Annotated in this window: 13 protein-coding genes; 4 read left to right on the top strand and 9 right to left on the bottom strand. The window is 34.8% G+C overall.

Going from position 1 to position 14,711, the window contains the following annotated elements; translation table 11 throughout:
* Positions 1-14: 14 nt before the first annotated feature.
* The 5 genes from BKP56_RS02490 to BKP56_RS02470 form a co-directional block, all read right to left on the bottom strand.
* On the bottom strand, positions 15-2,396 hold the full coding sequence (locus tag BKP56_RS02490; RefSeq protein ID WP_072693568.1) for a transglutaminase domain-containing protein: 2,382 nt from the start codon (positions 2,394-2,396) through the stop codon (positions 15-17).
* Positions 2,389-3,426 carry a DUF58 domain-containing protein gene (locus BKP56_RS02485; protein WP_072693567.1) on the bottom strand — a complete coding sequence of 346 codons (1,038 nt, stop codon included), beginning with the start codon at positions 3,424-3,426 and terminating at the stop codon, positions 2,389-2,391. Before BKP56_RS02485 ends, BKP56_RS02490 begins: the two co-directional genes overlap by 8 nt.
* The gene (locus tag BKP56_RS02480) at positions 3,423-4,388 is read right to left on the bottom strand and encodes an AAA family ATPase (protein WP_072693566.1); all 966 of its coding nucleotides are present in this window, start codon (positions 4,386-4,388) and stop codon (positions 3,423-3,425) included. Before BKP56_RS02480 ends, BKP56_RS02485 begins: the two co-directional genes overlap by 4 nt.
* Before the next feature lie 167 nt (positions 4,389-4,555).
* Complete coding sequence (locus BKP56_RS02475; RefSeq protein WP_072695927.1) at positions 4,556-5,557, bottom strand: glycosyltransferase family 4 protein; 1,002 nt, start codon at positions 5,555-5,557, stop codon at positions 4,556-4,558.
* A 29-nt stretch (positions 5,558-5,586) separates the two neighbouring features.
* Complete coding sequence (locus BKP56_RS02470) at positions 5,587-6,768, bottom strand: glycosyltransferase family 4 protein (protein ID WP_072693565.1); 1,182 nt, start codon at positions 6,766-6,768, stop codon at positions 5,587-5,589.
* A gap of 435 nt (positions 6,769-7,203) precedes the next feature.
* On the opposite strand from BKP56_RS02470, the gene BKP56_RS02465 reads away from it, so the two are divergent.
* The 4 genes from BKP56_RS02465 (at position 7,204) to BKP56_RS02450 (ending at position 11,720) form a co-directional block, all read left to right on the top strand.
* On the top strand, positions 7,204-8,922 hold the full coding sequence (locus BKP56_RS02465) for an IS1634 family transposase (protein ID WP_072693564.1): 1,719 nt from the start codon (positions 7,204-7,206) through the stop codon (positions 8,920-8,922).
* Positions 8,923-9,160: 238 nt separating this feature from the next.
* The gene (gene trpS, locus BKP56_RS02460) at positions 9,161-10,171 is read left to right on the top strand and encodes a tryptophan--tRNA ligase (RefSeq protein WP_072693563.1); all 1,011 of its coding nucleotides are present in this window, start codon (positions 9,161-9,163) and stop codon (positions 10,169-10,171) included.
* A gap of 210 nt (positions 10,172-10,381) precedes the next feature.
* On the top strand, positions 10,382-11,095 hold the full coding sequence (locus BKP56_RS02455) for a GNAT family N-acetyltransferase (RefSeq protein WP_072693562.1): 714 nt from the start codon (positions 10,382-10,384) through the stop codon (positions 11,093-11,095).
* A 115-nt stretch (positions 11,096-11,210) separates the two neighbouring features.
* Complete coding sequence (locus tag BKP56_RS02450) at positions 11,211-11,720, top strand: GNAT family N-acetyltransferase (RefSeq protein ID WP_083540443.1); 510 nt, start codon at positions 11,211-11,213, stop codon at positions 11,718-11,720.
* Between the two features lie 109 nt (positions 11,721-11,829).
* On the opposite strand, the gene BKP56_RS02445 is transcribed toward BKP56_RS02450, so the two are convergent.
* From BKP56_RS02445 to aroE, 4 genes are read right to left on the bottom strand one after another with little or no spacing between them, the layout of a single operon-like run.
* Positions 11,830-12,666: a prephenate dehydrogenase gene (locus BKP56_RS02445; protein WP_072693560.1), complete on the bottom strand. Its 837-nt coding sequence runs from the start codon at positions 12,664-12,666 to the stop codon at positions 11,830-11,832.
* A 1-nt stretch (position 12,667) separates the two neighbouring features.
* Positions 12,668-13,111: a type II 3-dehydroquinate dehydratase gene (gene aroQ / locus BKP56_RS02440; protein WP_072693559.1), complete on the bottom strand. Its 444-nt coding sequence runs from the start codon at positions 13,109-13,111 to the stop codon at positions 12,668-12,670.
* Positions 13,108-13,629 carry a shikimate kinase gene (locus tag BKP56_RS02435; protein WP_072693558.1) on the bottom strand — a complete coding sequence of 174 codons (522 nt, stop codon included), beginning with the start codon at positions 13,627-13,629 and terminating at the stop codon, positions 13,108-13,110. The genes aroQ and BKP56_RS02435 overlap by 4 nt, the downstream gene beginning before the upstream one ends.
* Positions 13,619-14,440, bottom strand: coding sequence for a shikimate dehydrogenase (gene aroE / locus BKP56_RS02430; protein ID WP_072693557.1), 822 nt, complete (start codon positions 14,438-14,440; stop codon positions 13,619-13,621). Before aroE ends, BKP56_RS02435 begins: the two co-directional genes overlap by 11 nt.
* Positions 14,441-14,711: the final 271 nt, after the last annotated feature.

Here is a 14,711-nt window from a genome sequence, read left to right as displayed (position 1 = left end):
AGGATAGCTATTTTTTAATTTTTATATTTAGGCAGGAATTTTAACACTTGTAACGAATCTAATAAAATTATCTTTTGTTCAGCCGATAAAGAATCTTTAGCTGTTTCATGTCCATAAAATACTTGATTCAATAAATGAGCAAATAAATTCAGGACATCTGAATATTCATTTACAGATAAATCTAAACCTTCAAAATAATTTTCGAATGTTTGATTTGATAACTTTTTCTTTTTAATTTGAAAGAGTCTCAATGTCCATCTACTTGCTTGCAGTAAAGATAGTTTATTTTTCTGGATCAGCTTTTCTAAAATCCAGATAGCTACTTTTAAATGGACTGAAAAAAAGTAAAAAGTAAACAGTAGAATAAAAAAGATAGGAATCAAGAATAATAGGTACCAGGAATTAAGACTCTCTTCAGATGAAGTTACAGAATTATTTTCAGACGATTCTTCAATAATTTCTTCTTCTGAGCCTCTTTCAGTCTCTTCTGGTGTTTCTTCGTCAGGCGTTTCCTCTGGAGTTTGAACTTCAGGATCTTCCGCTTCTGGAGAACCCTCTTCTGGCATATCATTCTCATTGAAAGAAGATCCTGAATTTTCTGCCGCCAAATCAGCCTCTGTACGAGTCATTGGATTAGAAAAAGAAGGGCTGGGATCAAAAGGAACCCATCCAGAACTTGGGAAGTAGACCTCAACCCAAGAGTGTGCGTTTGCATTGGTAATCTGATAGTAAGTTTTACCATCAGTATCAGTCTGTTCACTGCCAGGTGAGAAGCCTTTCGTCCATCGAGCGGGAATACCTACTGATCTTAGCATTACAGTCATTGCTGTAGAAAAATTATCGCAATACCCTACCAGTGTTTCAAATAGAAACTGATCTACATAATCTTCCTCTTCTGGTGTTTGAGAAGCATCTTGTAGACTATAACGATATCCTCCATCATTTTTCAAGTATGTTTCAATTGAACGGACCATTTCATATTCACTATCTATGCCTTCAGTCAGTTCGACTGCTAAATCAGTGACTCTTTGAGGTAGGGAAGCTGGAAGCTGTAAATCATCTGGAAAAATTTGAACCATCTTTTCTCTGAGTGATAAATCAGCATCAAACATTGGAACTTCTGTATTGCTGTTTAGAGATTCTAATAGTAGTGTACGCCATCCGTCGTCTTGGTGAAAATTCTCATCATCTATACTTCCTAAAGAAACTGCATCATATGTGATTGTATAACTAGATATGTCCTGGCTTGAATCTGTAACTCTATGATGACCGTTTATATTACTGGCAAGCATCGTAAAGTCGTCTGGAGCATTTTGTATTTCTAATTTTTTCCACCCATAAGGATAAACAATATAGTCAACCGGATTTTCCCATACTAATGTTGTGGTTTCCTGAATTTCAGCAGGCTTTTTGGGTGTGGTTCCATATAATAAGTCGACATTTTCTGGCTCATAAGGAGAGGTGGCGAGACTTCTATCAGAAGGAAGATCGCTGTTCCAACCGCTACCAGTATATTCCATACGGTGTAACACTTTCCAATATTGAGGGGTTTCAGTATAGGCTTTAAATAACGGAGTGAAATCATTTTGTAAAGGACCGCCTAATACTTCATCATCTGTATCCATACCGATTTGCTGATATCTGGATTGAGGCGATCTAGCCCTGATCCAATCAAAGAAACCTTGCTGATTTAGATATTGCTGATAAGCTTCTGAACTTTTTTCCAACCATTCTTGAACGGGTCTTAAAGGAGTGATGCTCCAATAAGTTATTCCAATTAATATAGAGGTTAGTAAAGCCGTGAGTCCTGCAGATTTTAAAAACTGAAACGTATTAAAACGGTGGTCAATATGCACTAGACCAATCAATAAAAGACCAAACCCAGTTACAGAAACAGCAGTACTCAAAATAGCCTGATTTGTGAAAGTATGAATAACAATTAAATATCCAAGAGCTATCAGAAAAGAAGGCATTGCTAATCTTTGCCGGATAGATGTGTAAGTGAGTAATGTGATTAGAAACAATAAGCAAACTGTTGCAAGAAAAACAGGAATAGTCGACATACTGGTTGAAAGAAGAGTAGTCCATTCTGTTTTCCCATATTGCCAGATTAGAGAGAGCCATTCTATGAAATTCATCTGTTTATTAGATGGCGGAAACGTATAGTACAAGAAAATAGTTATTGTTCCGAATTGAATCAGAAAGTAAAGCCACCATTTTTTAAATAGAGCAGCGATGATTTGAGTCATAACAAAAAATAGTACAAAAAAATAAAATCCATTTAATTCATTGATTTTTAAAAAAAGAAATAAGACAGGAAGCAGCAAAAACGTGTGCACGATACTGAGTAAAAATGAACGAATAAAATTAGATAGGGGACTAATATAATTATTCACTGAGCCCTTCTCCTTTCTCTGGAGTAAGCTGCTTTTCGGTCATAATAGTACAAGAGGCTGGCTGACTTAGATATACTGGAATAGTAAGATCGCTGGGCTTAACAATGATAAGTTGTTCAGCGGTATAATCGAGCCTATCAATCAGTTTTTTTATCTTTTGCGTATCTGCGCTAGGCTGAATCGTTAAAAAATCTCTCTTATCATCTTTTGACAGCGTTACCCCATCAAAATCACCAATGAGAAGTAATCTAATCTTATGAGAAATAGACAAATGTTGATATAAACTATAGGTTAAGTTGAGTAATTCTTCGAATTGCAGAGATGAAGAACCGAAAAAACATAAAGTAATAGGCCTAATCTCTTCTGTGTCATATTCTTTAACCATCCATTGCTCACGTTTTAAACTCGATTTCCAATCGATTGCACTCAGTGAATCGCGACTTTGATATTGTCTGATTTCTTTGACTTGAAATTCATGATGAGAAAAGGAGCTACTTTGAGCAGTCTTGATTGATTGAGTATCTATTAATGAGACCAACGCTTTCTTAGTTAAATGAGTAGGAAAAATAGAAATTAAGACTGGTATATTCTGCTTGGAGTAATATTTGAAAATACCAAACAAGCCATATCCTTTTATTTCAAGTGTGAGATGATTATACTGACCTCTTGTAAGAGAAAAATTACCAAATCGGACTTGAATCATATGTTTAAAGAAAGCAGTAGGGTAGATCGTTCTAAGCGAACTTGATTCCAATAACGTAAGTTTTAAAGAAGACATCATGAAAGCCAGAGACCAACGAGGAGTCAGTGTAAATATAAGATCTACCGTTCCATTATCATGGATTTTCCAGTCGATATCCTTGAATTGGATATTTAATGGTGTAGATAAAAATGCAATCAATAATACAAGGGTAAAAGCATAGAAAATGAACCAGGTAACAGTTTCAGGGAAAGTAAAAGTATAAAGTGTGATTAATAAATATAAAAAGAAAAAGGAGAGAAAACGCCAACTAGGGAGATATCTTTTCATTCTGTACGCCTGCTTTTTGTAGGGATTGCTATCTGACTAATCAATTGTTCAATAAACAGATCAATATCTTCTCGGTCTAATTTATTTTCAAATAGCAGTCGATGGCGGAATAAAGGTTTAACAATTGATAGAATATCTTGAGGAATAACATAATCTCGCTCATTGAGCAATGCTTGACTACGAGCAGCAGCTAGGCAATTTTGAACACCACGAGGACTGATTCCCAATTTAACTGCTGGATGATGGCGACTAGCATCTGCTAGAGAAACGATATATTCAAGTAACTGTTTGTTTACATGAATAGTATTGACTGTTGCTTTTAATGAATTGAAATCTGAAAGAGATAAAATCGGATCCAACTTCTCAATAGCAGTTAACTGTTCTGGAGATTCAAGCATACGAACCTCTTGTTCTGGACTAGGATATCCTAAAGAAAGCTGGAAAAGAAATCTGTCTAATTGAGCTTCCGGTAAAGGATATGTTCCTTCGTAATCAATAGGATTCTGAGTGGCTAAAACAAAAAAAGGATCAGGCAACTGATGTGTTTTTCCATCCAAAGTCACTTGTTTTTCAGACATAGCTTCCAGCATAGCAGCTTGAGTTCTAGGAGAAGTTCGATTGATTTCGTCTGCTAGAACGATTTGATTGAAAATTGGACCTTTTCGAAATTCAAATTGTTCGTCATGTAGATTAGGTACAGAAAAACCGATAATATCAGAAGGAATCAGGTCTGGAGTAAATTGGATACGAGAAAAATCAGCTTCTAAACATTTAGATATTGTCTTGATCAAAAGTGTTTTTCCTACTCCTGGAATATCTTCAAATAATACATGCCCGCTTGCTAGCATAGCGTTGAGAGTGAGACGAGTTACTTCCTTTTTTCCAATAACGATTTGATCGACTACTTCGATTAAAGTATGCAGCTTCCGAATTGCTTGAGTGGTTTGGTTTGAAAAAGTCACCTTTTAAATCCTCCTAAAATACAGGTTAGTTGATATTATTGTAAATATAAAATATCTCTAAAACAATGGTTGAACCATAACTTTAGAAAAAATTACAAATACTATACAAAAACAGAAAGGACTAATCAAGTGACAGTCCTTTCTGTTTGTTAGAATAGTATTAAATTTTATACATCTAATAATTTATTATATAGAATAGCTAAATCTAGACTGACCTTTTTTATATCCAGCCTTAAAGCCTCCTGACGACCGTTTGCTGTCAGGGAGGGAAGCTTTTCTTCTAGAATTAAAGGTATGACATCTTCAAATTCAGATTGAGTTCGTGCTTTATAAACAACTTCTTTATCTGGCAGCCATTTTTTGTAAATCGGGATATCTCTGACAAGGACAGGTGTTTCGTTTGCTAAGGCTTCTAGTAAAACAATTCCTTCTGTTTCTTCATAGGTCATGAATAAAAACAAATCACAGCCTGAATAAGCATCATGAAGTTCTTCTGGTGAAATAAATCCAGGGAAATGAACGTTCGAAGTTGCTTGGTTAATGGCTTTTTGAACAGCACTCGTCATCAGTGATTTAGGAGTGTTGCCAAACCAGTAAAAAGAGTATTCCGGATACTTTGCAGCTAAAGCGATAAAGTCAATAATGCCTTTTCTGTCAATAAGATGGCCAACCGAAATAATTGCTTTTTGAGTATTAGTTAGAGCAAATTTTTTTCTAAATCGATCTCCAGATTTTTTACTTTTAGAGAAGAAAGTCGTATCGACACCATTTGAAAGTGAAAAAATAGGTTTACTTAAGTCATAACCAAGTAGAAGTTCTTTTGAATATTCTGTAGGGGTTATAATCATATCACCTTGTCGATAACAAGTCTGGAGCCACTTTTTGAATAATGGAGCTACCAGATTAGATCCACGAAATGAATTCATAAAATCTTCCATAGTAGAGTGTCCATAATAAATGACTTTTTTACCTTTGGATCGAGCTTTTCTAGCCATCCACAATGAATCAGGCAGTACTGTATTCAAATGAACGACATCGTACGCTTCATCAGGATTTTCAGTAAAAGGAATGTTCAAGTTTTTCAGCATCTTCTTTTGGTGACGAAGTGCCTCCCCAATCCCGCTTTGAGTGAAGACTTTTTCTGAACCAGTATAAAGTAAAACTTTCATGTCAAAGTGTTTCAACTGAATCCTCATTCCTACATTGAGAAAACGTGCTGATGAGTATAGTTTCGGATTGCTTCAAAATATACTGCTTCAACCTGTTTTCCGAAAGTTTCAATAGAGTATGTTTCTTCGATTTTATTTTGTGCTTCTTTTTTCTGAATCTCATTAAATTCAGCTTGGCTTAGTAATGTGTAAAGATAAGATTTGAATTCTTCATAGCTAGTATATTGATAGCCATTTTCTCCATTACGAATAACGTCAAGCAGACAATCATCCTTACGGCATAAAGCGAGTACGCCACTTGCTAAAGCCTCTATATAAGAGAGTCCTTGGGTCTCACTTGTTGAAGCACTGACGAACACATCTCCTAATTGATAGTAGGCAGGAATATTTACAGGATCTACCATTCCTACAAAAATAACGTAAGGACTCATATTTAATTTATCGACATATTCCTCTAGTGTAGCTCGGTATGGACCATCTCCAACAACTAATAAGCGAATAGAAGGGTCCTGTAAACGACTCATATAAAAAATGATTTCTTCTAGATTTTTTTCCTTTGCAACTCGTCCTACGCTAACTAGGACAGAACAATCATCGGGGATTGATAAAGAATTTCTGAAGGATTTTATTTCCTCGGGCTGCAAAGGTTTACTGAATTTGACCAGGTCTAAACCAGTAGGGATAACGTGTATAGGTTGAGTAACTTTATATCCTTTTAAAAGTAATTCGACTTTTTTTGTTGGCGCAATGACAGCTTCTGAGCTGTTCAATACTTTTTTACTGAATAATCCTACTGCTTTTTTACCCCACTTTTTATTGGGGGAAAAGTAGTGTGTATAGTCTTCGTACACAGTATGATATGTATGCACTAGAGGGACGTTTAGAATTTCAGAAATCCGACGTGCAATACGAAATGTACTAAACTCACATTGAGTGTGAATAATGTCTGGACTCCACTGCAATATATGAGACAAAACATCATCGTCCATTGTGAAGGCGAATCGAGCACCTGGATAAATCTTGCCGATGCCATAGGAAGACATTGTATATAAACCTTCCTCTTCACAAATTTTAACATTGTCTTTATCTGATAGTGTCAATACACGGACTTCATGCCCTTGTTTGGTCAGAATATCTTTTAGGTTGATAATAGAAGTGATTACACCGTTAACAGTTGGAGTATACCATTCTGTTGTAATTAATATCTTCATATCTTCCTCCAAAATTAATTGTATTCATTATACTCCAAATCAAGCCTGAATTTGACCATTTTTTAAAAATATCATCTAAAATTTACTAAAAATTTTAGAATACTTTATATTCATTAAAGATTTGACAGTAGTTGCACTCTATATTATATACTGTACGCTATTGATAAAAATTATACATCAGACTTAAGTCGGGTTTTAAAAAGAATAACAAATGAAGAAAATCTTTTTCTTTCTAGAGATTCTACATTGTTTTATATAGTAAACTTACGATACAATAAGTAAAAGGAAACTGGGAGTTTGACACTTCATTTCTCTAAAAACACTCTTAAGCCTTGATATGGCTTATTTTTTTGTCAAATTTCTACTTTAAATATTGAGTACTATTTAGTACTATGTTATAATAAGAGTAACTAATACTGAATCGAGGCGTTGATTATGCGTATAAAAAAGAGTGTTTCTAAAAATTCCATTTCCTATTCTGTCATTGAAAATGTTCGAGATATTAACGGCAAATCAACCACGCGCGTTATAGAAGCCTTGGGAAATGAACAAGAAATTCGTAAAAAACACCCAGGTGTTGATCCTGAGGAATGGGCACGTCAATACGCCAAGAAACTAACAGAAGAACAAAAGAGTCAACGAGAACCTAGCATCATAAAATTTAATGCAGAGAAACTTATCGACGCTGATGAACAGCGTTCATTCAACGTTGGTTATCTCTTTTTACAGTCGCTTTATTATCAACTTGGCCTCTCTAAAATTACGCAAGATATTCAATCTAAATATAAATTCGAGTATGACTTAAACGAAATATTATCTAAATTAATCTATATGCGCATTTTACACCCGAACTCCAAGCGGAGTTCGTTCGAACAAGCAAAACAATTACTCGAAGGTATTCAATGTGAGCCACATCAAATGTACCGGGCTTTAGATATACTTAAGAAAGAATCAGATAATATTCAATCTGCTGTCTACAAAAACAGTTTGAAATTAGTTCAACGACACAAGAAAATCTTGTATTACGACTGCACAAATTTCTATTTTGAAATGGAACAGGAAGAAGGCTTGAAAAGGTATGGAGTGTCAAAAGAACATCGCCCAAATCCTATTGTTCAAATGGGCTTATTTATGGATGCTTCCGGCCTTCCCCTTGCTTTTTCAATATTTGGTGGGAATGAAAATGAACAAACATCTCTTAAACCGTTAGAAAAGAAAATCCTGAAGGATTTTGAGTTGTCTGAGATCGTTGTCTGTACAGACGCAGGCTTATCTTCTAAAAATAATCGCATTTACAATACATTAGGTAGTCGCGGATTTATCACCACACAATCCATCAAAAAATTAAAAAAGCACCTCAAAGAATGGGCACTAGACCCTTCTGGATGGCGAACAAAAGCAAGTGATAAACCCATTAATTTAACAAGTATTAAAAATATTGAAAACAACAAAGAAACCTATTACAAAGAAAGATGGATTAAGGAAAATGATTTAGAACAACGCCTACTTGTAACATTCTCACCGAAGTATAAGCATTATCAAGAAACTATTCGGAAGCGCCAAATAGAACGCGCATTGAAGAAAGTTGAAAATCCTTCATCATTAAAAAAGAAACGTGCCAATGATCCATTACGATTCGTTACAGTTAAACACGCAACAACAGACGGAGAAATAGCCGAAAATATGCATGTAACGCTTGATGAGTCCGTTATAGAGAAGGAAGCACAATATGATGGATTCTACGGTATTTGTACGAATCTGACATCGGATCCTTTAGAGTTGATTCGTGTGAATCAACAGCGCTGGGAAATAGAAGAGAGCTTCAGAATTATGAAAACAGAGTTGAAATCGCGACCAATCTACGTAAGAAACGATGATAGGGTTGAAGCCCATTTCTTAACCTGTTTTCTCTCTTTATTGATTTATCGTATTTTAGAACAAAAGCTGGATAACAATTTTTCTTGTCAAAAAATCATTAAAACTTTAAGGGAAATGAATGTGATGAAAACATCGGGAGATGGCTACATACCGCTCTATGAACGAACACATTTAACAGATCAATTACATGAGATATTTGGATTTCGAACGGATTATGAAATCAATACCATTAAAAAAATGAAAAATAATTTAAAGCTATCCAGAAAAGCAAAATAGTACTCACTTTTTCAAAAGCAAAAAAACTCTCTAAATCCCTGAAAAATAAGGGGTTAGAGAGTTTTTGTTTTAATTAAGTGTCAAACTCGAGAAATTATACATCAGACTTAAGTCGGGTTTTAAAAAGAATAACAAATGAAGAAAATCTTTTTCTTTCTAGAGATTCTACATTGTTTTATATAGTAAACTTACGATACAATAAGTAAAAGGAAACTTCAAAATTAAGGAGCTAGGATCTATGGATAAAGTCATTTTAACAGGAGATCGTCCGACAGGTAAACTACACTTAGGACATTACGTAGGATCTCTTCAAAATCGTTTAAAAATGCAAGAAGATCCAAATAACCACATATATGTTATGATTGCTGATCAACAAGCTTTGACAGATAATGCAAAAACACCAGAAAAAGTTCAGCAAAGTGTAACGGAAGTAGCACTAGATTACTTGGCGGTAGGATTGGATCCAGAACGGACAACTATTTTCATACAGTCACAAATCCCACAATTACCAGAGTTGACGATGTACTATTTAAATCTAGTCACAATGGCCAGATTACAACGAAATCCAACGGTTAAGTCTGAGATTCAGGAGAAAGGTTTCAACGAAAGTATCCCAGCAGGGTTTTTTATGTATCCAGTCAGCCAAGCTGCAGATATCACTGCCTTTAAAGCAACGCACGTTCCGGTTGGAGAAGATCAGAGACCAATGCTGGAACAAACCAGAGAAATTGCCAGAGATTTTAATAGAATCTATGGAACTGAAACTTTAGTTGAACCTGATATCATTTTACCACCAAAAGGTCACGGGAGATTAGTTGGAGTTGACGGTAAAGGAAAAATGAGTAAATCCTTGAACAATGGAATTTATTTATCGGATTCTGAAGATGAAATCCAGAAAAAAGTTATGAGTATGTATACGGATCCGAATCATATTCGTGTAGAAGATCCAGGTCAGGTTGAAGGAAATGTCGTCTTTACCTATTTGGATGTGTTCGATGAAGATAAAGAAAAAGTCCAAGAATTAAAAGATCACTATCAAAAAGGCGGTCTAGGAGACGTTAAGATCAAGCGTTACTTAAACGAAGTCTTACAAGCACGATTAAAACCTATCCGAGAACGACGAGAAGAATACGCAAAAGATAGAGATGCAGTTTTAGAAATGCTGAAATCAGGTAGTGAAAAAGCAGAACGCGTTGCTGCAGAGACGTTAGCTGAAGTGAAAGCAGCGATGGGAATCAATTATTTCTAGGTATTATTTAATGGGGAAATAAAGATAAGTTATAATAAGGGGTACACAACTAATGCATTTTTAGTTTGTGTGGCCCTATTTTTCTAGTAGTTCATTCGTTTTCTCAGGACTCATTCGAAGAATATTGCATTAGTTAATTTTGTATGTATGAATGTCTGTTCTATAAAAGATAAATCTCACAAAAGATTACATAGGAAATGAGAGAGAAATATGAAAAATGAGAATTATAAAGTAATGAAATTTCTCGAAAGAGATAGAATTGCAAATATAACATTAATTGAAAGTATAAAACATAATCATTCAGAAACTATATATCAAGATTCTGAATGTGTCTTGATTTATGATATACCCAGTGAAACAATGTTACTTTCATCCAAGTCAATGAGTAGTGTAGTAAAAGCTCTGAAAGTCTTAAAAGAGCCTGCTGACTTTCTAGTTATTCAGAAAGAATACTGGAAGTATGTTGCAAAGACATTTGAATTGGAAAAATCTGCAGAATATTATCAAGCTGTTTATGATAGCAAAAAAATACATTTAGTAAATGATGGAGAATATTATCAATTGTTAAAAGAAGATGATATGTTTTTAGCAGAAAAATATTATCAAACTCAAAACAAGCAATATCTTTACGCCAGAATTTTAAATAGTTCTTTATGGATGTGCTCCGTAGAAAATAAGATAGTTGGATTTGTTGGAAAGCATGATGATGGTTCAATCGGTATGCTGCAATTTCTGCCTGAATGTAGAGGGCTCGGGTACGGAAAGAAACTGCTGAGATTTATCACAAAAGTATACTTAGAACGAGAGGAAACTCCATATTCTCAAATATCTTGTAGTAATGAAGGATCTATGTATCTACATAAAAATATTGGTTACAGTTTATCCGCTGACACTGTCATTTGGTTGACATCAAAATGTTTTTAGGAAAGTAAAAGCTGACTATTGAATTCGATTCTTCATTTTCTTTTTAATTTATTCTTCACTACATTAAGAATATTCTGTGCACTATTATTTATTGCTTTATTGAGGGGAGCGGAGAATTATATTAGAGACAAAACGGCTGATATTAAGAGATTATATAGAAGAAGATTTTGATTTTCTATATTCTTTATTATCTAATAAGCAAATAATGAGATATATCGGAACTGGAGAAATACGAGATAAACTACAAACTGAAATTTTTCTGAATAGAATGAGAGAATTTTATGAAGTAAACGCATTTTATGGATTGAAAGTAATTGAGTTAAAAGAGAACGGGGAAAAGATTGGTCATGCTGGGTTTGTTCCTCAAGTAATAGAAGATGTTAAATATATGGAAATTGGATATTGGATCTCAGAAGACTATTGGAACAGAGGGTATGCGACAGAAATAGCACAAGGGCTCAAGAAATTCGGGAGAGATATGCTGCAATTAGAAGAAGTGATTTCACTGATCCAAACGGAAAATATAGCATCGCAGCGAGTTGCAGAAAAAAATGAGATGAGTATTCTAAAAAAAATAAATTTAAAAGGCAGAACAGTCTATATTTATTCTTCAAAAGTCAATTGATGAAAAGGGAATAATTCATCATCCAATCATTTTAAGCTTATTATGAAAGTGACCTTATTCAGATTATTAACTGAATAAGATCACTTTTTGGTTACTATAGAGATTAAGTCTAATACCATTTTCTCCTTTGAGTTGCTGCACGGCTAAAAATTTCCTTTAATGATTCTTCATCATCTTCGGCTAGTGTTTGTTTAAGCTTATCTAATTCTGTTTCAAAAGTATTAATGGAATTTAATAAAGCCTGGCGGTTATTTAAAAACAGCTCACTCCATAGCTCACCGTTTATGTCCGCGATTCGCGTCAGTTCCTGAAAACTGTTCCCGGCAAACGTCAGAGTTTCTTCAGATGCTTGAGAACTATTAACCACAGCTACTGATAATGCATGCATCAGTTGACTGACATAAGCGATCTGTTCATCATGTAGTTTCGGTGAAACACGTGTTACTTGTTTAAAACCAATTCCTCTGTATAGTTTTTCAATCAATTGTAGATTATTTTCTGTATTTGAAGGAATTGGAGTAATCAGCGCATTTGCCCCAATAAACCGTGTATAATCCGCTCCGATGATACCTTTCTTTTCACTACCACGCATCGGATGGGCAAAAACAAAGTCTGCCGTTTCAGGAAGAACTGTAGTGACTTGTTTTATGATTTCTGTTTTTACACCGGTTACATCAGTCAGTACAACACCGGTCTTGAAAAGAGCTTTGTGCTGTTTAACAAAAGGCACAATCTGGCTAGGGTATAAAGAAAGCAAGATTACATCCATATCAGGTAGAATCTCCTGTGCATCAACGACACCTTTACGAATAAATCCTTTTTTTTCTGCAAATTCAATTGATTCTTCGTTGATATCAACTCCAAATACATTCTCATAGCCGGCAGCTTGTAAACCCATGGCGAAAGATCCGCCGATTACACCTAAACCTATAATAGCAATATTCATTTTACCCTCCTTTAATTCTGGTTTCTTCTAATGCATGAATCGCTAGCGTGTATCCTGTAGCGCCGAACCCTGAAATCTGGCCAATACATGCTGGAGCAATTACTGATTCTTTGCGGAATGATTCACGAGCGTGAATGGCACTCAAATGGACTTCGACCGTTGGTAAAGAAACAGCTTTAACGGCATCATGAATGGCATAGCTATAATGAGTATAGGCGGCAGGATTCAAAATAATTCCATCTGCTTCGTCTAAATGCGCTTTTTGGATACGATCAATTAGCATACCTTCAGAATTACTTTGAAAAAAAGAACAAGTATGTCCACGTTCCTCAGCGTAGCTCTGTATTTTCTGTTCAATATCTTTTAACGTTTGAGTTCCGTAAATATCTGGCTCACGTATGCCAAGGAAATTTAAATTGGGTCCATTAATGATGACAAGGTTCATTTTAGTTCTCCTTTTTGAATAGTTTCTATAAAATATTTTTCAATTTCTTGAATGACATCGTCCATTGTAGAATGATTTTCTACAATGAAATCAGCTGCTTCTCTATAAAGATCAATGCGGTTTTTATATAATTGGTATAGTTTATCTTTTCCGTCTTTTAAAAGCGGTCTGTTTTTAGTCTGTATATCTTGAAAAATATGGTCTATTGGACGATCAATGAATACGATCCAGCCAGTCTGTCTTAGTTCCTGAATGTTTTCCTGCTTCAGAATAACGCCTCCACCACAAGACAAGACAGTATACGTAACTTCGGAAGCTAGCTTCTTGCATACTTCTGTCTCGACATTTCGAAAGTATTGTTCACTGATTTCAAATAACTCTGGAATTGTCTGGTTTGTCATTTGTTCGATATACTGATCAGTATCAATAAATGCAGTAGATAGTTTAGTACTTAACAGCTGACCGATACAACTTTTTCCGCTTCCTGTCATACCAATCAGGACAAGATTAGTCTTCATTAGCATCCACTCGTTTCTTTTTAAATTTCTCAATCAATTCATCAATAATTCTTTCTTCAATAGAGAGAGTTTCCCAGATTTCTACTGCACGTACTGCTTGACCGACCAACATATCTAGTCCGTTTGCAGTCTGTTTATTATGATGATGTCCTAGTGACAAAAACTTTGTTTCCTGAGGGTTGTAAATCAGGTCAACCAATGTACCGAAACGTTGGATAGTTGATTCAGTCACTGGTGTATCATCTACATTTGGATACATTCCAACAGGGGTCGTATTAATCAAAAAGTCACCGCTGAGTGACTGGATATTATTATAGCTGGTATAGGTGGTAATGGGAGTATCTTTATATTTTTCAGGAGACCTTGAAACGATTATTATTTGCTTGACTCCCTGATCAATTAAATAAGCTTCAACTATTTTTGCAGCACCCCCTGTTCCCAAGATGACTACACTTTTATCCTTCAACTTCCAATTTCTTCGAGTAAAAATTAGTCCAAATCCAGCATAATCTGTATTATAGCCGACTAATTTGCCATTTTGGTTCTGAACCGTATTCACTGCGCGCAACTTTTCGGCAAAGGGGTCCAACTCGTCTAAATAAGGAATGATTTTTTCTTTATAAGGAATGGTTACATTCACACCAGTGAGAGATAACACGCGAATCCCTTCTACAGCTTGTTGTAATTGAGTTGGCGGGAAAGGAAAAGTTTTATAGGCTGCTTCAATCCCTGTTTTATGATAAATTGATTTATGTAATTCAGGAGATAAACTGTGCGATAGAGACTCTCCAAACAATCCGTAAAATTCCATAACAGACTCCTTTCAAGTTTTAGATATTGGTTTGAAGTATAGACAAAAGAGAAATAAAATACAAATAAAAAATAAACCGAATACTTAAAATTTAAAAAAATATCTTATTAGAATTATAAAATTCAGCATGATTCTATATAAGAAAATAAGAGGTCAGAAAGTTTTATTAAAAAATAATTTGAAAAAAATTCATGATTTCTGTTGACATCTTTAAATCTACTTGCTAGTATTGGGACACAGTTGAACAACAGCTGATATCGATCAATTGAGG

The organism is Marinilactibacillus sp. 15R (assembly GCF_001895285.1).
Classification (GTDB): Bacteria; Bacillota; Bacilli; order Lactobacillales; family Carnobacteriaceae_A; genus Marinilactibacillus; species Marinilactibacillus piezotolerans.
The sequence above is the reverse complement of the archived record's forward strand: the minus strand, read 5'-3'. Positions and strand labels throughout refer to the sequence as shown.

Bases quoted from the DNA above. Each gene is read 5' to 3' on its own strand.
- BKP56_RS02485 (WP_072693567.1), bottom strand. From the start codon at position 3,426: ATGAAAAGATATCTCCCTAGTTGGCGTTTTCTCTCCTTTTTCTTTTTA.
- BKP56_RS02475 (WP_072695927.1), bottom strand. From the start codon at position 5,557: ATGAAAGTTTTACTTTATACTGGTTCAGAAAAAGTCTTCACTCAAAGC.
- BKP56_RS02470 (WP_072693565.1), bottom strand. From the start codon at position 6,768: ATGAAGATATTAATTACAACAGAATGGTATACTCCAACTGTTAACGGT.
- BKP56_RS02465 (WP_072693564.1), top strand. From the start codon at position 7,204: ATGCGTATAAAAAAGAGTGTTTCTAAAAATTCCATTTCCTATTCTGTC.
- trpS (WP_072693563.1), top strand. From the start codon at position 9,161: ATGGATAAAGTCATTTTAACAGGAGATCGTCCGACAGGTAAACTACAC.
- BKP56_RS02455 (WP_072693562.1), top strand. From the start codon at position 10,382: ATGAAAAATGAGAATTATAAAGTAATGAAATTTCTCGAAAGAGATAGA.
- BKP56_RS02445 (WP_072693560.1), bottom strand. From the start codon at position 12,666: ATGAATATTGCTATTATAGGTTTAGGTGTAATCGGCGGATCTTTCGCC.
- aroQ (WP_072693559.1), bottom strand. From the start codon at position 13,111: ATGAACCTTGTCATCATTAATGGACCCAATTTAAATTTCCTTGGCATA.
- BKP56_RS02435 (WP_072693558.1), bottom strand. From the start codon at position 13,629: ATGAAGACTAATCTTGTCCTGATTGGTATGACAGGAAGCGGAAAAAGT.
- aroE (WP_072693557.1), bottom strand. From the start codon at position 14,440: ATGGAATTTTACGGATTGTTTGGAGAGTCTCTATCGCACAGTTTATCT.